A 19,603-nucleotide genomic window follows, 5' to 3' on the forward strand; every position below is an offset into this window, starting at 1 on the left:
CAAACTCCGCCACCTATACCCCAAGAATTAGCCGCGACAATCTACTAGTGCCGCGACCGAGGGCCTTTGCCCCCGTATTCGGCGGTCGTACGGGTGGATCGTGGTGCCGGGCCCGCGTCCTCATCATGGTTGGCTGTGGGCGCGGGCCCGGGGCGCCCTGCCGAGCGTCGAAGACGCGGCGAAGGCTCCCGGTCGCGGCACTAAAGGCCGAGGTCGCGGCCGATGAGTTCCTTCATGATCTCGTTGGAGCCGGCCCAGATCCGGGTCACCCGGGCGTCCATCCAGGCGCGGGCCACCCGGTACTCGGTCATGTAGCCGTAGCCGCCGTGCAGCTGGACGCACGCGTCGATGACGTCGTTCTGCACGTCCGCGCTCCACCACTTCGCCTTGGCCGCGTCCACGGCGGTCAGCTCGCGGCGGGTGTGCGCGTCGGTGCACTGGTCCAGGAACGCCTGCGTGACGTCGATCTTGGTGACCAGCTCGGCGAGGGTGAACTTGTTGTGCTGGAACGAGCCGATGGCCTGGCCGAACGCCTTGCGCTCCTTGGTGTACTCGATCGTCTCGAGCAGGATCTGCTGGGCGTGGGCCAGGTTGGAGATCGCGCCGCCGAGGCGTTCTTGCGGCAGGCGTTCCATCATGTAGATGAAGCCCCGGTCGACTTCGCCGATGACGTTCTCGGCCGGGATGCGCACGTCCTCGAAGAACAGCTCGGCGGTGTCGGACTCGGGCTGGCCGACCTTGTCGAGCTTGCGGCCGCGCTCGAAGCCCTTCATGCCGGTCTCGACCGCGAACAGGGTGATGCCCTTGGCCTTCTTCTCCGGGCTGGTGCGCGCGGCGACCACGATCATGTCGGCGGAGAAGCCGTTGGTGATGAACGTCTTGGAGCCGTTGAGGATCCAGTCGCTGCCGTCGCGCACGGCGTTGCTCTTGAGCGCGGCCAGGTCGGAACCGCCGGAGGGCTCGGTCATGCCGATGCCGGTCGTCATCTCGCCCGAGCAGAACCGGGGCAGCCAGCGCTGCTTCTGCTCCTCGGTGCACAGGTCGACCAGGTAGGGCGCGACGACGTCGCCGTGGATGCCCAGGCAGGACGACATGCCTGCGCTGACCTTGGACAGCTCCTCGCCCAGCACGGCGTTGAAGCGATAGTCGTTCGCGCCGCTGCCGCCGTACTCCTCGGGGACCTCCAGGCCGAGCAGGCCCTGCTTGCCCGCTTCGAGCCACACGTCGCGGTCGATGCTGCGCTGCTCCACGAACCGCTCGTAGTTCGGGCGGAGGGTGCGGTCGCAGAACGCCTGCGCGGTCTCGCGGAACGCTTCGTGGTCGGGTTCGAACAGCGTGCGGCGCACTCTCGCATCCTCCATACTAAGCGGTTGCTTAGGTCTAAGCGTGTGCTTAGCCTGCGGTATCGTTCGGGTTCGTGTCAAGGAGGGCCGGCGTGACGACGACCAGTAGTGAGTTCGCGCTCCTGGATGAGACGTGGTCGTCCGTGACGCCGCCGGCGGCCCGGCGGATGCTGATCGCCGCCGCCGCCGCGTTCTCGGTGCGCGGGTACCACGCGACGACGACCCGGGACATCGCGGCGCAGGCGGGCATGTCACCCGCCGCGGTCTACATCCACTACCGGTCCAAAGAGGAACTGCTGTTCCAGATCTCGCGGATCGGGCACGCGACCTCGCTGTCGGTGCTGACCAGTGTGTCCGAGGTGGACCCGGCGGAGCGGCTGGCGGCGGCCGTGCGGGCGTTCGCGTCGTGGCACGCGGAGTACCACACGACGGCGCGGGTCGTTCAGTACGAGTTGAGCGCGTTGACGCCGGAGCACCTGGCCGAGGTGGTCGAGCTGCGGCGCCGGATCGAGACCGCCGTGCGGGACATGATCACCGACGGCGTGCGGGCGGGCGCGTTCGACGTGCCCGACGTGCGCGGGGCGACCCTGGCGGTGCTCTCGCTGTGCATCGACGTGGCCCGCTGGTACCAGCCCTCCGGCCGCCGCACCCCCGCCGAGATCGGCGACCTCTACGCCGACCTGGTCCTGCGCATGGTGGGCACCACCACCTGACCCCGCGAGAGTCCTACGTTCGCGTCACGCGTGTCCTACGTTCGGAACACCCATGTTGAACGCTCAGAACACGGCCGACCGTCCTGAGTGTTCAACTCGGGGTACGCGAACGTAGGACACGCGTGTTCCGAACGTAGGACAAGCGGGACCTGAACGTACGACTCACGCGACGTGGGTGTTGGACTCTCGCGGTGAGGCGAAGGTTAGCGGACGGATTTCTTGCCGTAGAACCCGGCGACGAGGCTGACGCCGATGGCGGCGATGATCACCTGCACGATGATCTCGATCCAGTCGATGCCGGGCGTGTCCTCCACGCCGAGCGCCCGCGCGATGAACGTGCCGATGAACGCCGCCACGATGCCGACGATGATCGTCAGCCAGATGGGGATGGCCTGCTTGCCCGGCGCGATGAGCTTGCCGAGCAAGCCGATGATGAGACCCACGATCAGAGCGCTGATCACACCGCCGATGCCCACGATGCCTCCTGCGGGTTAGTCGCCTTCGAAGAAGTCCCCGACCTCGTCGAGGGCCTCTTCGTCATCATCCCCACCCAACGCGCCGGCCGCAGCGCCAGCGGCGGCCCGGTCGGCGGGCACCGCGCCGACCGGTGACCCCCGCGTCGAACGCCCTAGTGGCCGAAACCGTGGGAAGATCGCCTGCCGGAGACCTGGTCCATCCACTGGTGCAGCAGCGCCGCCCAGTCCGTGCGGATCACCTCATCGTGCGACATGGCGAAGTGCCCGAACGAGTCGCCGCCCGCCCGGAACAGCCCGCCGCGGCGGTCCGCCTCCAGCACCACGTACAGCCGGTGCGGGTCGGTCACGAAGGTCAGCTCCAGCTGGCTGATCTTCGCCAGGAACTGCCCCGGCGGCAGGAACTCGATCTCCTGGTAGAACGGCAGCTGCTGCGGCACGCCGTGGATGCGCCCGGCCTCGTTGTCGGCCCGCTGGAAGCGGAACCCGAGCGCGCCGAACGCGTTCAGCACGTGCTCCTGCGACCGCGTCGGGTGCACGGCCACCGGGTCGAGGTCGCCGGGGTCGACGGCACCGCGCACCTCCAGCTCCGTGCGCAGGCCCATCGTCATCCCGTGCAGGTGCTGGCCGTGCACGACGGTCAACGGCGTCTCGAACGGCACCGGGAACTGGAACGGCAGCACCAGGTTCTGCCCCGGCGCGACGGTGATCCGCTGCCCGACCACCACCTGGGCGAACTCGGTGGTGCGGTTGTACTCGTTGTCGCCGCTCTCCACCTCGACCCGCGTGACCAGCGACAACTTGACCTGGTCGAGGTCGGCGGCGTGGTCGCCGCCCGCGATGCGGACCTCGCCGGTGAGCAGTTCCCCCGGCCGCGCGTTGGGGTTGGCCAGCACCGTGTCCACCGAAGGACCGCCGACTCCGAACGCGCGCAACATCCTCTTGAAAACCACGGTGAGTGCCTCCTGGCCTGCTCTGTGTCACGCCCTTGACCTCGGGTTTCTCCAAGGACGCCTCGTGATGTGCATCGGTTCCCTCTGGACGAACGCTAAGTCCAGGTGCCACTATGCGACCGCGGTCACATACTAAGCGGTCGCTCAGGAGGTTGAAGTGCCCACGCTGCTCGTCGCCAACCGGGGAGAGATCGCCGTCCGGGTGCTGCGCGCCGCCGCCGACCTCGGCTGGCGGACCGTCGCCCTGGTCACCGACTCCGACGACGCGCACGGCCGGTTCGCCGACCGCGCGGTCCGGCTCCAAGGCTCCTACCTGGACGTGGACGCCGTGCTCGCCGCCGCCGAGGGGTGCGACCTGGTGCACCCCGGCTACGGGTTCCTGGCCGAGAACGCCGGGTTCGCCCGCCGGTGCGCCGAGGCCGGGCTGACGTTCGTCGGCCCGCCGCCGGAGGTGCTGGAGCTGCTCGGCGACAAGAGCCGCGCCCGCGCCCTGGCCTCCGAGGTGGGCGTGCCGGTGCTCGCTGGAGCCGAGGACGGGTTCGAGGAGTTCTTCAAGGCGCACGGGGCGGTGGTGGTGAAGGCCGTCGCCGGTGGCGGTGGCAAGGGCGTGCGCGTGGTGCGGCGCCTGGCCGACCTCAAAGCCGCCGTCGAGCGGTGCCGGGCCGAGGCGCTGGCCGCGTTCGGCGACGACACCGTGTTCGTGGAGGAGCTGCTGGAGCCCGCGCGGCACGTCGAGGTGCAGTTGGTCGGCACGACGGTGCTCGGCGACCGGGACTGCTCGTTGCAGGTCCGGCACCAGAAGCTGGTCGAGATCGCGCCCGCGCCCGACCTCTCCCCCGAGCTGCGGTCCGCGTTGCACGACGCGGCGGCGACGATCGCGCGTGCCGTCCGGTACACCGGGCTGGGCACGGTCGAGTTCCTGGTCGCGCCGGACGGCCGGTTCGCGTTTCTGGAGGCCAACCCGCGCTTGCAGGTCGAGCACACCGTCACCGAGCAGGTCACCGGGCTGGACCTGGTGCGCGCCCAACTGCTGCTGGCGGCCGAGACCGAGCCGGACCTGACCCACACGCCCCGCGGCAGCGCGCTGCAACTGCGGGTGAGCCTGACGTCCACGGGACGGTTGTCGGCGTTCGTCCCGCCAACGGGACCGGGCGTGCGGGTCGACACGCACGCGTCCGTCGGCTACCGGGCGGGCCTCGGCTTCGACCCGCTGCTGGCCAAGGTCGTGGTGCACGCCGACGACCTGGACACCGCACTGCGCCGCGCCCGCCGCGCGCTGGACGAGTTCACCGTGGACGGCGCGAAGACCAACATCGGCTTCCTGCGCGGGCTGCTGGACCACCCGGACGTGCTGAAGGCGCACACGGGTCTGGTCGATTCACTGCCCCGTGAGGACACCGGAGCGCGCGCTCCCGTGCAGGGAACGGTCGTCGCGATCGAGGACGGCGCGGTCGTCGTGGAAGCGATGAAGATGCAGCACGTCGTGCCGATCGGTGACGCGCGGGTGCTGGTCGAGGTCGGTGACACCGTCGCGGAAGGCGCGTTGCTCGCCGAGGGCGTCGACGTGGCCGTCGAGGAGAAGGCCGTCGAGGTCGACCTGGACGAGGTGCGGCCCGACCTCGCGGAAACGTTGGCGCGGCACGACTTCTCGCGTCCCGAGGCGGAGGCGAAGCGGCACGCGGCCGGCCGCCGCACGGTCCGGGAGAACATCGCCGACCTGTGCGAGGAGTTCGTGGAGTACGGCGGGCTGGCCATCGCCGCGCAACGCCGCCGCCGGTCGCTGGACGAACTGGTCGAACGCACGCCGGCCGACGGTCTGGTGGCGGGCGTCGGCACGGTGAACGGCGGCCAGGTCGTGGCGATGTCCTACGACTACACGGTCATGGCGGGCACGCAGGGCCTGCGCAACCACGCCAAGAAGGACCGGATGTTCGAGCTGGCCGAGCAGCGCCGGCTGCCCGTGGTGCTGTTCGCCGAGGGCGGCGGCGGACGGCCCGGCGACACCGACCACGGCGGCGTCAGCGGGCTGGACTGCCTGGCGTTCCACCTGTTCGCCAAGCTCTCCGGGCTGGTGCCGCTGATCGGCATCGCGTCCGGTCGCTGCTTCGCCGGCAACGCCGTGCTGCTGGGCACGTGCGACGTGGTCATCGCGACCCGTGACGCGACGATCGGCATGGGCGGCCCGGCCATGATCGAGGGCGGTGGGCTCGGCGTGTTCCGGCCGGAGGAGGTCGGGCCGGTCGACGTGCAGGTGCCCAACGGCGTGATCGACGTGCTGGTGTCCGACGAGGCCGAGGCCGTCGCGGTGGCCAAGAAGTACCTGTCGTACTTCCAAGGGCCCGTCGACCACTGGGAGTGCGCCGACCAGCGGCTGCTGCGCCACCTCGTGCCGGAGAACCGGGTCCGCGCCTACGACGTGCGGTCGGTGGTGGAGACCGTGGCCGACACCGGCTCGGTGTTGGAGCTGCGGCCGGAGTTCGGGCGCGGCATCGTCACCGCGCTGGTGCGGGTCGAAGGGCGGCCGCTCGGGCTGATCGCCAACGACCCAGGCCACCTCGGCGGCGCGATCGACGCGAACTCCGCGGACAAGGCCGCGCGGTTCCTGCAGCTGTGCGACGCGTTCGACCTGCCGGTGGTGTCGTTGTGCGACACGCCGGGGTTCATGGTCGGGCCGGACGCCGAGCGCACCGCGACCGTGCGGCACCTGACCCGGATGCTCGTGGCGGGCGCGAACCTCGACGTGCCGCTCGGGTTCGTGGCGCTGCGCAAGGCCTACGGGCTGGGCGCGCAGGCGATGGCGGCGGGCAGCTTGAAGGTTCCGCTGTTCGCCGTGTCGTGGCCCAGCGGCGAGTTCGGCCCGATGGGGCTGGAAGGCGCAGTGCGGCTCGGGTACCGGCGGGAACTGGACGCCATCGAGGACCCGACGCAGCGCAAGGAGATGTTCGAGGCGATGGTCTCCGCCGCCTACGAGCACGGCAAGGCGCTCAACGTGGCCTCCGCCTACGAGATCGACGACGTGATCGACCCCGTCGACACCCGGCGCTGGATCACCACCCTGCTCACCGGTCCCGACCCCGTCCAGGTCAGGACCGGCAAGAAACGCCCGTTCGTGGACACCTGGTGAAAGGGAACAGCACATGGTCACGACCGCTCCCCCCGAGCGGCGCACGTTGCGCAAACTCATGGCGGCCGGGCTCGTCGGCTCGTCGCTCGAGTGGTACGACTTCTTCATCTACGCGACCGCCGCGGCGCTGGTGTTCCCGAAGTTGTTCTTCCCCGAGGCGTCGCCGCTGATCGGGCTGCTGCTGTCGTTCAGCACGTTCTGGGCCGGGTTCATCGCCCGGCCGGTCGGCGGGCTGGTGTTCGGGCACGTCGGCGACAAGTTCGGCCGCAAGCCCGCGCTGGTGACGTGCCTGGCGCTGATGGCCGCGGCGACGTTCCTGATCGGCCTGCTGCCGACCAGCGCGACGCTGGGTGTGCTGGCGCCCGTGCTGCTGGTGGTGCTGCGGTTCCTGCAGGGCATCGCGGTGGGCGGGCAGTGGGGCGGTGTCGTGCTGCTGCTGACCGAGACCGCCGGGCCGGATCGGCGCGGGTTCGCCGGGACGTTCGGGCAGGCGGGGGTGCCGCTCGGGGTGATCCTGGGCAACGTGGCGTTCCTGGTGGTGGGCGCGGTCGTGCCGCCCGCCGAGTTCGCCACTTGGGGGTGGCGGGTGCCGTTCCTGGCGAGCGCGCTGCTGTTCCCGGTGGTGCTGTTCATCCAGCTGAAGGTGGAGGACAGCCCGGTGTTCCGGGAGATCAAGGAACGGCGTCCGGAAGGGCCGCCGCCGGCGCCGCTGAAGGAGGTGCTGCGGACGCACCGCAAGCCGGTGCTGCTCGGCGCCGGGCTGATGTTCGCGTCCAACGCGGTGTTCTACGTCAGCATCGCCGGTGTGCTCGACTACGCGACCCGCGAGCTGGGGTTGGCGCGGAACTCGGTGCTGGTGGTGACGCTGCTGTCGTCGCTGATCAGCGTGCCGGTGATCCTGCTGGCGGGGCGTTGGTCGGACCGGCACGGCAGGCGTCCGCTGATCGTGGCGGGCGCGGTGGCGATGATCGTGTGGGCGTTCCCGTACTTCTGGCTGATCGACACCGCGTCGCTCGGGCTGATCTTCGTCGCGCTGGCCGTGTCCGGCATCGGGTCGAGCCTGGTCTACGGGCCGGTGGCGGCGTACCTGGCGGAGCTGTTCGAGCCGCAGGTGCGGTACTCCGGCGCGTCGCTGGCCTACCAGTTGGCGTCGATCCTGGTCAGCGGCGGCACGCCGTTCATCATGACGGCGTTGCTGGTGGCGACCGGCACGTCGCTGTCGGTGTCGGCGTTCCTGCTGGTCATGGGCGTGGTGACGCTGGCCTCGGTGCTCGGGCTGCGGGAAACGCACCGAGCCTGATTAGGACGAACGGCCGCTTCTATTCCATGTGACCGCGACTACCGTCGGATCGTGTGACCGGTGCACGACCCGAAGGGAGTTCGAGCATCATTCGACGACGCGGTAGTGAGAGCGGGAACGACTGCTGAACGGTGACGTGAGGGGTGCGCTCACGCGACCGCACCCCTCCGTTTCAGCTCGATGCGCATTCCGAAGCTCTTCTGGAGCGGAATCGCCGTCGACTCCACGCCGAACACCGGCCTACCGCTCTCGTCCACGACCCGCACGACCTCGAAGCCGTCGTCGCCCGCGTCGAAACCCAGCGGCTCGAAGTACGCGTCGAACCCCGGCGGGAGCGCGACCCTCTGGCGAGCCCGGACGACCGGGGTGCGGAACCTCATCGTGAAGTCGTCCGGGCTGCGATCGCGCATGAGGGGCACGCACATGCCCGGCCAGTCGCACTCGACCAGTACACCGAACGAACTTCCGCGCGGCACCGCTGCGCGGAAGTGGACGATCAAGATGAACCTGCCCTCGGCGTCCCACGTCGAGGTGGTCGTCAACTTCGGGCCGGGGACGTCGTCCGCCGGCAGGTTTCGGGCCACGACCGCGACCCTGCTCCGGTACTTGGCTGGTTGGGGCCATCCGCAGCCGTGCACGAGGCGCACCGCCCACAGGCCGTCGACGAGCACCTGCGCGCGCATCGTGAGCCGTTTGCGCGTGTCACCGTTGGGCTCGACGGTGTGGAAGACGTCCCAGTCGAGTATCCGGTACTCCGGCGGGCTGCTGTCGGACGCGAGCTTGGTGTAATGCGAGACGAGCCGCCTGTGAACTTCCAGTCGACGCAGGGTCGCCCGGCGATCAGCCAACAGCACCAGAACGCCAGAGAGCAGTACCAGCAGCGCTCCGACCAGCGCTCCGGCCTTGACAGCGGCACTACCCAGCAGCGCACCCAGAAGCACGGCGAACGACAGGATGCCCAGCACGGCCTTCACGATCGCGGGGCTGCCCTCCTCCGCCAGGAGTTCGTCCAACCACGCGATGAACCGAGCGAGCATCCCGCCTCCTGGGAAGACTCGGCTACGTTCGAGCACCAAAGCGTAACGGGACGTAGTCGTGACGAAAGCGCACTTCGACGGGAAAGCCCAGGATTCGGCCGCCTGGCGCAGCGAACAGGCCGGTTCGACGGGTGTCCGGACGCACCCACGAGTGAACTGTCAACCGGGTGACGTGCGGAACGTTGCGGGCTTGCCGTACGTTGCCGTGCCGTGACCACTCTCCTGGGACGGTTCAAGCAGCGGCTGCGTCGGTTCGCGCAGAAGCCCGGCTCCGCCGACCTCACGCCCTACCGGAAGCTGCTCGACGAGGTCAACGAGCAGGCCGAGCGCGTGGGGAAGCTCAGCGACGAGGAACTGACCGCGGCGGCCGCCAAACTGCGCGACAAGGCCGACTTCGGCCGCCCCGAGCTGGTGGAGGTGTGCGCGCTCGGCCGCGAGGCCGCCGACCGCGCGCTCGACCTGCGCCCGTTCGACGTGCAGATCCTCGGCGCGCTCGGCCTGCTGGAGGGCCACGTGGTCGAGATGGCCACCGGCGAGGGCAAGACGCTCTCCGGCGCCATCGCCGCGGCCGGTTTCGCGCTGCGCGGCGACCAGGTGCACGTGGTCTCGGTCAACGACTACCTGGCCCAGCGCGACGCCGAGTGGATGGGCCCGCTCTACGAGCTGCTCGGCGTGAAGGTCGGCTGGATCAACCAGAGCTCCAAGCCCGAGGAGCGCCGCGCCGCCTACCAGGCCGAGGTCATGTACGCCTCGGTCTCCGAGATCGGCTTCGACGTGCTGCGCGACCGGCTGGCCACCGACGAGGCCGACCTCATCGTGCCCAAGCCGCGCGTCGCCCTCGTGGACGAGGCGGACTCGGTGCTGGTGGACGAGGCCCGCGTGCCGCTGGTCCTGGCGGGCTCCACGGCGGGCCCGGCGGTCGACCCGGCCCTGGCCGACCTGGTCAAGCGGCTGCGCCGAGACCTGCACTTCGAGATCGACGACGAAGAGCGCAACGTCTACCTCACCGGCGCGGGCAGCGAGCTGGTCGAACGGGCCCTCGGCGGCATCGACCTGTACTCCGACGAGCACGTCTCCACCACGCTGAGCAAGGTCAACGTGGCCCTGCACGCGCAGGTCCTGCTGCACCGCGACGTGGACTACATCGTCCGCGACGGCAAGGTGCACCTGATCAACGACACCCGCGGCCGGATCGCCAAGCTCCAGCGCTGGCCGGACGGCCTGCAGGCCGCGGTCGAGGCCAAGGAGAACGTGGCGACCACGGACGCGGGCGAGGTGCTGGACTCCATCACGGTCCAGGCGCTGCTCAGCCGCTACCCGACCGTGTGCGGCATGACGGGTACCGCGGTGGCCGTCGCCGAGCAGCTGCGCGACTTCTACCAGCTCGAAGTGCTGGTCATCCCGCCGAACGTGGAGACGATCCGGGAGGACGAGGCGTCCCGGCTGTACCTGACGCTGGAGCAGAAGGAAGCCGCGATCGTCGCCGAGATCAAGGAGGTGCACGGGACGGGCCGCCCGATCCTGGTCGGCACGCTCGACGTGGCCGAGTCCGAGCGCCTGTCCCGCAAGCTCGGCGAAGCGGGCCTGGAGTGCGTCGTGCTCAACGCGAAGAACGACGCCGAGGAAGCCGCGATCATCGCCGACGCGGGCTCCTACCAGCGGATCACCGTGTCGACCCAGATGGCGGGCCGCGGCACGGACATCCGGCTCGGCGGGCACGAGTCGACCGACCGGGAGCGCATCGCCGAGCTCGGCGGCCTCTACGTGATCGGCACCGGGCGGCACTCCAGCAGCCGGCTGGACGACCAGCTGCGCGGTCGCGCGGGCCGCCAGGGCGACCCCGGCGGTTCGGTGTTCTTCTCCTCGCTGCAGGACGACCTGGTCACGCAGTACGTGCCCGACCACGACGAGCCCGCCGAGGTGGACGAGGACGGCCGGGTCACCGACACCGGCACGCTGCACACCGTGGAGCACGCGCAGCGCGTCGCCGAGGGCGTGCACCTGGAGATCCACCGCAACACCTGGCGGTACAACAAGCTGATCGAGCACCAGCGCCAGCTGCTGCTGGAGTACCGGGACAAGCTGCTGCGCACCGACCTGGCGTGGACCGAGCTGTCCGAGCGCAAGCCGGACAAGGCGCACGAGATCAAGGACCTGGACGACGACGTCAAGGTCAACGCGGCCCGGCTGATCGCGCTGCACCACCTCGACCAGCGGTGGAGTGACCACCTGACGTTCCTGACCGACCTGCGCGAGGGCATCCACCTGCGGGCGCTGGCGCGGCAGAACCCGCTGGACGAGTTCCACCGGGAGGCCATCCCGGCCTACCACAAGATCATCCCGGACGCGTGGGACGAGGCGGAGGAGACCTTCGCCAAGGTGGAGATCGACGCCGACGGCGCGCACCTGGCCGAGGCGGGCGTGCAGCGGCCGAACACCACCTGGACCTACCTGGTCAACGACAACCCGTTCTCGTCCGGCCTGGAGGAGACGTTCAAGGGCCTGGTCAAGCTGGTCCGGCGCCGCTGACCGCCGTCCGCTGACCGTGCGCGGGCCGGGAGTCAGGACCGGCCCGCGCACGGCGGTCAGCGAGCGGGGGCGGAGACCTTCTTCTCGGCGACCGGCTGCGGCTGCCTGGGCAGCGTGGCCGGTCTCGGCATCCGCTGCGCCACCGCCTGCTCGGTGAGCGCACGGATCTCCGCCAGGATGTCCAAGTGCTGCTGGGACGGTGGCGGACCGACGAGGTTCGAGTGGTCGAACGCGGTGCGTTCGGCCCGGTGGGCCAGGTTCTGGATGCGCCGGATCAGGTCCCACTCCTGGTCAGTGCGCGTAGAGCGCCGTTGCTCAGTCACCCCGGAAGCAGACACCTCACGCCGGGTGAACGTAAATCACCTGGCAGTGCGAACTTCGCTGGGTCAACTCAGCTACCCCTGCCCGGGCGGTCAAAACGCACCGATCGTGGTACTCAAGCCGCCACCGCCGAGCGAGAGGCAACGCCACGCACCCGGGGACGTCCAGGACACAGCCGTTCGGGCGGCCGTGGAGATCGGTCACGCAGCGGTCATGCACCGATCGACGTCACCTGTAGCAGTGAAATCCCCGATTACGGCCGTTGGTGACGCTGTGTCGAGCCGATCCCCGGTGTGAGGGTCACTCGTAGGTGTGCCGCTGATGGCTCCGCACACCACATCCGCCCCGCCGGCCATGGCGTCGGGACCCATTCCGCGCCCCGCCGGGCCGTTTTACCGTGCCTCGGGTGAACATCGCCGTTCCGCTGATCGCAGCGCTCCTCGCGACGACGGCGCAGGCCGTTCCCGCGTCCGCCCACGGATGCGGGCCCCTGCGCGTTCCCGGTGCCGAGCACCAGGAACTGACCCACCTCGCCGACCTGTCCACCGCCGGGGGCCGCACCGATCCCGCCGACTGGGCCGGGCTGACCCCGGCCGGGCTGCCCGCGCCGACCCCGGTGGCGGGCACGCAGGTGGACGGCTACTTCCCCGACTCGTCCAAGGGCAACACCAACAACGGCTGGGCGCACGACTCGCAGTTCGTGATCCGGCTCCCGGAGCGCTGGAACGGCGGCCTCGTCGTCACGGGCTCGCCCGGCGTGCGCGAGCAGTACGCCAACGACCGCGCGATCAGCGACTTCGTGCTGGCGCGCGGGTACGCGTTCGCGTCGACCGACAAGGGCAACACGGGTGTGGCGTTCCACCGGGACGGCACGCGGCCCGGTGACGCGATCGCCGAGTGGAACCACCGGGTCACGCAGTTGACGCGGGCGGCGAAGGCCGTGGTGGCTCAGCGGTACTGCCGGCCGCCGTCGCGGACCCTGGCCACCGGCATCTCCAACGGCGGCTACCTGGTGCGGTGGCAGCTGGAGAACCGGCCCGAGCTGTACGACGGCGGCGTGGACTGGGAGGGCACGCTGTGGACCACCGAGGGTCCGAACCTGCTGACGTTCCTGCCGCCCGCGCTGAAGGGCTACGCGACCGGTGACAAGGCGGCCGTGGTGGCGGCGGGGTTCCCGGCCGAGTCGGAGTTCCTGTGGCCGTTCCACCACCAGTACTACTGGGACCTGACCCAGCGGATCTACCGCGAGGAACTGGACCCGACGTGGGACGGTGACGTCGAGGCCGGTACGCCGTTCTGCGCTCCCGGCACGCCGTTGTGCGACGCGGACTACGACTACGCCTCAAGGCCGCAGGCGCAGCGGGCTGTGGAACGCATCGCGTTGACCGGCCGGATCGGCAGGCCGCTGCTCACCCTGCACGGCACGCTCGACGTGCTGCTGCCGATCTCGAAGGACTCCGACGTCTACGCGGACATGGTGCGGCAGGCGGGTCGCGGTGCCCTGTTCCGCTACTACCGGATCGAGGGCGGCACGCACGTGGACTCGCTGTTCGACGCCTTCCCCGACCGACTGCGGCCGTTGACGCCGTGCCACCGTTCGGCGTTCACAGCGCTGGAGGGCTGGCTGGCCGGCACCCGCCCGCCCGCGTCGACCACCGTGCCCCGTCCGGCAACCGTGAACGCGACGGACTGCGCGCTGGCGTGACCCGGGGATCCCGCCGCTCGGCGTGCTCCTGGGGGCGGCCGAGCGGCGGGGCCCTGTTGCGCGAGCGGGGTTGTCCGAGCGGCCTACGCGGGCGAGTTCCGGCTGGACGAGCTCTGAGTGACCGAGTAGGGCGGCCGGGCGCCATTGACGTTGAACAGCAGCGTGTAGACCGAGGTGGTGGCGGTGATGAACAGGCGGTTGCGCTTAGGGCCGCCGAAACACACGTTCGACACCACCTCGGGCACACCGATCCGACCCAAGAGGGTGCCGTCGGGGTGGATGCAGTGCACGCCGTCCCCGGCGGCCGCCCAGATCCGGCCCTGCTCGTCCAGGCGGATGCCGTCGAACTGGCCGTTCGTGCAGCGGGCAACCTCGTCGCCGCCGCGCAGCCTCGCGCCGTCCACGTCGAAGCCCCGGATGTGGTTGCGACGCGTGTCGACGACGTAGAGCCGGGTGCCGTCGGGGGAGAACGCGAGGCCGTTGGGGCGCTGGAAGTCGTCCGCGACGACCTCGACCGCGCCGGTCGCAGGGTCGACGCGATAAACGTGGCAGGCCCCGATCTCCGACTCCGCGCGCACGCCTTCGTAATCGCTGAGGATGCCGTAGGGCGGGTCGGTGAACCACACGCCGCCGTCGGCCGCGACCACGACGTCGTTGGGACTGTTGAACCGCTTGCCGTCGAAGCGGTCGGCGACGACCGTGGTCGAGCCGTCGTGCTCGGTGCGCACGACCCGGCGTTCGCCCTGCTCGCAGGTGACGACGCGGCCTTGGGCGTCGAGGGTGCGGCCGTTGGCGTAGCCGGCGGGTGAGCGGAACACCCCGACGTGGCCGGTGGTCTCGTCCCAGCGCAGGACGCGGTCGTTGGGGATGTCGCTGAACAGCAGGTACCGGCCGGCGGGGACGTAGGCGGGACCCTCCGTCCACTTGCACCCGGTGGCCAGGCGCTCCAGCAGGTCGTCGCCGAACAGCAGCAGCCGGTCGTCGAACGACTCCACCTTGGTCGGGATGACGTCCATCATTGCTCCTCAAGCGCCGAATGCCATCTGGCTAGAAGCCTATAATGCTTGATGAAATCAGGCGGAGGTGGAGAGCTGGACGACACGGACCGGGCTGTGCTGGCGGCGCTGCGGGAGGACGCGACGCAGTCCTACGCGGTGCTGGGCGCGCGGATCGGGCTGTCCGCGGCGGCGGCACACGAGCGGGTGCGCAAGCTGCGCGAGCGGGGCGTGATCAGGCGCACCACGGTGGAGATCGACCCGACCGCGCTCGGATTGGACGTGCTGGCGTTCGTGCTGGTCGACTCGTCGGCGTGGGTCGGCTCGCCGGAGACGGCCGACGCGCTGCGCGCGCTGCCCGCCGTGGAGGAGGCGCACATCGTGGCGGGAACGGCGTCGCTGCTGCTCAAAGTGCGCACGGCGGGTACGCGCGCGTTGCAGGCAGTGCTGAAGGACGTACACGACATCGCCGGCGTGTCCGGGACGAACGCCATCGTAGTGCTGGAGACGTGCTTCGAACGGACGCTCGACCCGCTCGGCATGAGCGCGCGACCCGACGCAACGGCCGCTCATTGAGGCCCATCGTCTCCAGGATCACCGCCACCCGGCAGTCGCGGTGGGACTCGTGGCGCGGCCTGGGTGCGGCCGAGCGGCGGGAATTGTCGGTGGTCGCCGGCAGAATAAAAGCAAGGGATCCCCTTGGCGGGGACGCCTGCGCGGCCTTGGCCGGGAGCGCTCGCCGAGCATCGCGTGGACTTTCACCGCCGGGTCACGAGCCCAGCACCTTCATGAGCTTGAGCGCGAGCTGGACTTCGAGCACCCGGTCCGGTGACTGCCAGTCCTCGCCCAGCAGGCTCGCCACCCGGTCCAGCCGCTGCACCACCGTGTTCACGTGCACGTGCAGCTCGTCCTTGGCCCGGCTGAGGTTGGCGCCGCACGCGAAGTACGCCGTGACCGTCCGGACCAGCTCGGTGCCGCGGCCGGCGTCGTAGTCCAGCAGGGGGCCGAGGGTGGCGCGGACGTAGCCGGCGACGTCCGCCTGGTCGCCCAGCAGCACGCCGACGAAGCCGAGGTCCGCGAGCGTGCCGCCGGTGCCCTTGCGGCCCAGCTGCAGCAACGCCTTCAGGCACCGCACCGCCTCGGCGTGCGCGTCGGCCACGCCTTCCGGGCCGTGCGCCGGACCGCCCGAGCCGACCGTCACCGGCAGGCCGACCGCCTTGCCCAGCACCCGTGCCGCGTCCCGCGCCGCGCACGCCAGGTCCGTGCCCGGCAGCACCAGCACCACGTGCTCGCCGTGCACACCCGCCAGGCCGCGGCACGCCGACGCGTGGTGCGCGGCTGCGGCGAGGAGCCGGTCCCGCGGGCCGTCCGCGACCAGCACCACGTGGTCGGCGGACAGCTCGACGCCGACCCGGCGGGCACGGGCGCGCAACGCCACCGAGTCCACCGCGGCCGTGAGCAGGTCGGTGATCAGCTCGCCGCGCACCTTGTTCTCCGCCTCCGCGACCGTGCGGCGCAGCAGGAGCAGCAGGGCGGTGACGACGCTCGCGCGTTCGAACAGCCTGCGGTCGGCGTCACCGAGGTCCGGGCGGTCGGTGAGCGTGATGCTGCCCAGCAGCTCGCGGCCCGCCAGCACGGCGCACACCCACGTGCCGTCCTGCGGGATCGCCCGACCGCTGGCACGGGAGGCGTTGACCGCCGCACGGGGCGCGATCGCCCGCGTGGTGCCGATGCGGGCCAGCTCGGCACCGTCGCTGTCGTGCACCACGAGCCCGCCGTCGAGCACCTTGGCCACGGCGGCGGCCACCTCGGGCACGTCCGCGCCGCGCAGCACCAGGTCGGTGAGCCGGTCGTGGGCGTCCTCGGCACGGCGCATCGCCTCGTTGTGCGCCCGGATCGTCTCGCCCGCCGCCCGGGTCTCCTCCAGCAGGTGCGCGGTGTCCAGCGCGATCGCGGCGTGGTCGGCCAGCGACGACAGCAGCGCCACCTCGTCGGGCGGGAACTGGCGCGGCGACCGGTTGGCCGCGTAGAGCACGCCGATGACCCGGCGGTCGAGCTTGAGCGGCACGCCCAGGATCGCGACCAGGCCCTCGTCGCGCACGGCCGCGTCGATCGGGCCGGTGTGGTTGAACCGGTCGTCGGCGAAGTAGTCGGCGGTCACGTAGGGCTGCGCCGTCTGCGCCACCAGCCCGCCCAGTCCCTCACCCATGCCGAGCCGCACCTGTTGGAACAGCGCGGAGATCGAGCCGTCGGTCACCCTCATGTAGGTGCCGCGCTCGCCTGGCTCGTTCATGCTCAGGTAGGCGATGTCCGCGCCGAGCAGCAGCCGGGCCCGCCGCACGATGGACCGCAGCACGGCGTCCGGGTCGCGCACGCCCGCCAGGTCGTTCGCCGTGTCGAACAGCGCTTCGAGCTCCGCTTCCCGGCGGCGGTGGGCGGTGAGCGTGCGGCGGATCCGCAACGCCCACTCCGTGGCGCGGGCGATGCGGTCCAGCTCGTGGTCCGGCACGCCCGCCGCGCGGGCCGCGGGGAGCACCGCCGCCAGCCGCTCACTGCCCGCGTCCGCCGCGAGCAGGTCGAGCAACTCCAACAGGTGCTCCACCGCGTCCGCCTCGCTCATACCCTCATGCTCGCACCGACGCTGTGCCGACGTCGGTCCGGTCCAGCGAGCTGCCCTTCGTCTCCTTCGCCGCCACGACCGCGATCACGGTCAGCACGCACATGGCGAGCACGTACACCACGATCGGGAACGTGCTGTTGTAGGACTTGAGCAGCGCCGTCGCGATGAGCGGCGCCAGGGCGCCCGCCGCGATCGACGCGAGCTGGTAGCCGATGGACGCACCCGAGTAGCGCACCTTCGTCCCGAACAGCTCGGAGAAGAACGCGGCCTGCGGGCCGTACATCGCACCGTGCAGCACGAGGCCGACGGTCACCGCCAGCACCATCGGGAAGAACGACTTGGTGTCCAGCAGGAGGAAGAACGGGAACATCCACGCGCCGATGCCGACCGTGCCGATCAGGTACGTGGTCCGGCGGCCGATCCGGTCCGACAGCGCGCCCCACAGGGGGATCGTCAGCAGGTGCGCGAACGACGCGATGAGCACGGCGTTCAACCCGGCCGAGCGCGGCATGCCCAGCTTCGCGGTGATGTAGCTCAGGATGAACGCGGTGATCACGTAGTACGACACGTTCTCCGCCATGCGGGCGCCCATCGCGATCAGCACCTCGCGCCAGTGGTCACGCACGACGGCCACGATCGGCGGCTTCTCCTGGAGCTTCCCCGCCTCGACCTTCTTCTGGGCCTCCAAGAAGATCGGCGACTCCGACACGCTCAACCGGATCCACAGTCCGATCAGGACCAGCACGCCGGACAGCAGGAACGGCACCCGCCAACCCCACGACAGGAACGCCTCCTCGCTCTGCACACCCGCCAGCACCGCGAGCACGGCGGTGGCCAGCAGGTTGCCCAGCGGCACGCCCGCCTGCGGCCAGGAGGCCCAGAAGCCACGCCGTTCCGCGCTGCCGTGCTCGGACACGATGAGCACCGCGCCGCCCCACTCGCCGCCCAGCGCGAAGCCCTGGACCAGCCGCAGGAACGTCAGCAGCAGCGGCGCACCCACCCCGATGGCGGCGTAGGTGGGCAGCAGGCCCATGGCGAACGTCGCGCCGCCCATCAGCACCAGGCTGAGCACGAGCAGCTTCTTGCGGCCGAGCTTGTCGCCGAAGTGGCCGAACACCAGGCCGCCCAGCGGACGGGCCAGGAAGCCGATCGCGTAGGTGGTGAACGCGAGCAGGGTGCCGGTGAGCGGGTCGGCCGTGGGGAAGAACAGCTTGTTGAACACCAGCGCGGCGGCGGAGCCGTACAAAAAGAAGTCGTACCACTCGATCGTCGTTCCGATCAGGCTGGCTATGACGACCTTGGTGAAGGATTTCTTCGGCTGCGGAGGGGCGGCGTTCGTCATGTCGGTCACCACTTCGTTGGGGGAGGGGGGTGAACGGGGGCTACTGGGCGGTCCAGCCGCCGTCGATCGTGAACGACGAACCGGTGACGTGACCGGAGTGCGCGCCGCACAGCCACAGCACGACGGCGGCCACCTCGGTCGGTTCGATGAGCTGCTTGATGGCGTGCTTGGTGAGCATCACGTCGGTGAGCACCTGCTCGGGTTCGATGCCGTGCGCGCGGGCCTGGTCGGCGACCTGGTTCTCCACCAGCGGGGTGCGCACGTAGCCGGGGCTGACGCAGTTGCTGGTCACGCCGTGCGGCGCGCCTTCCAGCGCGATGACCTTGCTCAGCCCTTCCAGGCCGTGCTTGGCGGCGACGTAGGCGGACTTGAACGCGCTGGCCCGGGTGCCGTGCACGCTGGAGATGTTCACCACCCGGCCCCAGCCGCGCTGGTACATGTGCGGCAGGACGTGCCGGGCGAGCAGGAACGGCGCGGTGACCATGACCCGCTGGAGCAGCGCGAACCGGTCGGGCGGGAACTCGTGGACCGGTGCGACGTGCTGCAGGCCCGCGTTGTTGACCAGGATGTCGACCTCGGCGGGCAGGTGCCGGGCGGCGTCGTCGGCGGCGAGGTCGACCACGTGCTCGGTGCCGCCGGTCTCGCGGGCCGCCTCGGTGACCGAGTCGCCGTCGCGGTCGACCAGGTGCACCTTCGCCCCGGCGCGGGCGAGGGCGAGGGCGCAGGCCCGCCCGATGCCGCTGCCGGCGCCGGTGACCAGGGCGGTGCGACCGGACAGGTCGTCGCTGTGACCGGGGACACTCGTCATGGCCCGAAACGCTAGGTGACCTGCGGTTCGTCGCCCATGTGACCGAGCCCTACAACCTGATGGCCACAGATGTGTTTAGCCGACAGTTAGTCGGGCATTGATCCGGTTGTCACATACAGGGTGAAGCCGACGGTGCCCGTAGGTAGGCTGCTTTGGCCCGTTCGGGGGACGAACGACGTCTTGGGGGTTACGAAGTGTCACTCACGCCGATCTACGACGACCTGCTGCGCGAGTTCGAGGGAATCATCCTCGCCAGCGAGGCCGCCGAGGCAGTACAGCCCTCGGAGGCAGCCGAGGCGCCGGAGCAGGCCGCCGAGGTCGAGCCGGCCGAGAACTGATC

The 19,603-nt window shown here is 70.5% G+C and carries 16 protein-coding genes; 7 read left to right on the plus strand and 9 right to left on the minus strand.

What is annotated here, in order from left to right; genetic code table 11:
• Positions 1–200 precede the first annotated feature (200 nt).
• Positions 201–1,346 carry an acyl-CoA dehydrogenase family protein gene (locus A6A25_RS18610; RefSeq protein ID WP_073891808.1) on the minus strand — a complete coding sequence of 382 codons (1,146 nt, stop codon included), beginning with the start codon at positions 1,344–1,346 and terminating at the stop codon, positions 201–203.
• 89 nt (positions 1,347–1,435) lie between these two features.
• Between A6A25_RS18610 and A6A25_RS18615 the strand changes: the two genes are divergently transcribed.
• Positions 1,436–2,056, plus strand: coding sequence for a TetR/AcrR family transcriptional regulator (locus A6A25_RS18615; protein ID WP_073891809.1), 621 nt, complete (start codon positions 1,436–1,438; stop codon positions 2,054–2,056).
• Between the two features lie 203 nt (positions 2,057–2,259).
• Here the strand turns inward: A6A25_RS18615 and A6A25_RS18620 are convergent, their stop codons facing one another.
• Both A6A25_RS18620 and A6A25_RS18625 read right to left on the minus strand, forming a co-directional pair.
• Complete coding sequence (locus tag A6A25_RS18620; RefSeq protein ID WP_073891811.1) at positions 2,260–2,532, minus strand: GlsB/YeaQ/YmgE family stress response membrane protein; 273 nt, start codon at positions 2,530–2,532, stop codon at positions 2,260–2,262.
• A 152-nt stretch (positions 2,533–2,684) separates the two neighbouring features.
• Positions 2,685–3,482, minus strand: a complete 798-nt coding sequence (locus tag A6A25_RS18625; protein ID WP_073891812.1) for a sporulation protein — start codon at positions 3,480–3,482, stop codon at positions 2,685–2,687.
• Positions 3,483–3,639: 157 nt separating this feature from the next.
• On the opposite strand from A6A25_RS18625, the gene A6A25_RS18630 reads away from it, so the two are divergent.
• Both A6A25_RS18630 and A6A25_RS18635 read left to right on the plus strand, forming a co-directional pair.
• A complete protein-coding gene (locus tag A6A25_RS18630) occupies positions 3,640–6,606 on the plus strand; it encodes an acetyl-CoA carboxylase family protein (protein ID WP_073891814.1) in 2,967 nt (988 codons plus the stop codon).
• A 13-nt stretch (positions 6,607–6,619) separates the two neighbouring features.
• Positions 6,620–7,906, plus strand: a complete 1,287-nt coding sequence (locus tag A6A25_RS18635; RefSeq protein ID WP_073891815.1) for an MFS transporter — start codon at positions 6,620–6,622, stop codon at positions 7,904–7,906.
• A 149-nt stretch (positions 7,907–8,055) separates the two neighbouring features.
• Here A6A25_RS18635 and A6A25_RS18640 read toward each other — a convergent pair whose 3' ends face one another.
• On the minus strand, positions 8,056–8,943 hold the full coding sequence (locus A6A25_RS18640) for a hypothetical protein (RefSeq protein WP_073891817.1): 888 nt from the start codon (positions 8,941–8,943) through the stop codon (positions 8,056–8,058).
• A gap of 210 nt (positions 8,944–9,153) precedes the next feature.
• On the opposite strand from A6A25_RS18640, the gene secA2 reads away from it, so the two are divergent.
• Positions 9,154–11,472 (plus strand): accessory Sec system translocase SecA2, encoded by a 2,319-nt coding sequence (gene secA2 / locus A6A25_RS18645; protein ID WP_073891818.1) that lies wholly within the window; start codon positions 9,154–9,156, stop codon positions 11,470–11,472.
• Positions 11,473–11,528: 56 nt separating this feature from the next.
• Here the strand turns inward: secA2 and A6A25_RS18650 are convergent, their stop codons facing one another.
• Positions 11,529–11,795, minus strand: coding sequence for a hypothetical protein (locus A6A25_RS18650; RefSeq protein ID WP_073891820.1), 267 nt, complete (start codon positions 11,793–11,795; stop codon positions 11,529–11,531).
• A 404-nt stretch (positions 11,796–12,199) separates the two neighbouring features.
• On the opposite strand from A6A25_RS18650, the gene A6A25_RS18655 reads away from it, so the two are divergent.
• Complete coding sequence (locus A6A25_RS18655) at positions 12,200–13,498, plus strand: tannase/feruloyl esterase family alpha/beta hydrolase (protein WP_380734123.1); 1,299 nt, start codon at positions 12,200–12,202, stop codon at positions 13,496–13,498.
• A gap of 83 nt (positions 13,499–13,581) precedes the next feature.
• Here the strand turns inward: A6A25_RS18655 and A6A25_RS18660 are convergent, their stop codons facing one another.
• A complete protein-coding gene (locus A6A25_RS18660; protein ID WP_143193245.1) occupies positions 13,582–14,514 on the minus strand; it encodes an SMP-30/gluconolactonase/LRE family protein in 933 nt (310 codons plus the stop codon).
• A 51-nt stretch (positions 14,515–14,565) separates the two neighbouring features.
• On the opposite strand from A6A25_RS18660, the gene A6A25_RS18665 reads away from it, so the two are divergent.
• Positions 14,566–15,069 carry an Lrp/AsnC family transcriptional regulator gene (locus tag A6A25_RS18665; protein ID WP_073891824.1) on the plus strand — a complete coding sequence of 168 codons (504 nt, stop codon included), beginning with the start codon at positions 14,566–14,568 and terminating at the stop codon, positions 15,067–15,069.
• A 193-nt stretch (positions 15,070–15,262) separates the two neighbouring features.
• Here A6A25_RS18665 and A6A25_RS18670 read toward each other — a convergent pair whose 3' ends face one another.
• The 3 genes from A6A25_RS18670 to A6A25_RS18680 are packed head-to-tail and all read right to left on the minus strand — an operon-like array spanning position 15,263 to position 19,263.
• Positions 15,263–17,113: a helix-turn-helix domain-containing protein gene (locus tag A6A25_RS18670; RefSeq protein WP_073891826.1), complete on the minus strand. Its 1,851-nt coding sequence runs from the start codon at positions 17,111–17,113 to the stop codon at positions 15,263–15,265.
• Between the two features lie 4 nt (positions 17,114–17,117).
• Positions 17,118–18,455: an MFS transporter gene (locus A6A25_RS18675; protein ID WP_143193246.1), complete on the minus strand. Its 1,338-nt coding sequence runs from the start codon at positions 18,453–18,455 to the stop codon at positions 17,118–17,120.
• Between the two features lie 40 nt (positions 18,456–18,495).
• Complete coding sequence (locus A6A25_RS18680) at positions 18,496–19,263, minus strand: 3-hydroxybutyrate dehydrogenase (protein WP_073891827.1); 768 nt, start codon at positions 19,261–19,263, stop codon at positions 18,496–18,498.
• Between the two features lie 194 nt (positions 19,264–19,457).
• On the opposite strand from A6A25_RS18680, the gene A6A25_RS44080 reads away from it, so the two are divergent.
• Entirely contained in the window at positions 19,458–19,601 is a 144-nt protein-coding gene (locus tag A6A25_RS44080; RefSeq protein WP_158073757.1) for a hypothetical protein, read from the plus strand.
• The last annotated feature ends 2 nt before the right edge of the window (positions 19,602–19,603 follow it).

This window comes from Saccharothrix sp. CB00851, assembly GCF_001905065.1.
In the GTDB taxonomy this organism is placed as follows: domain Bacteria; phylum Actinomycetota; class Actinomycetes; order Mycobacteriales; family Pseudonocardiaceae; genus Actinosynnema.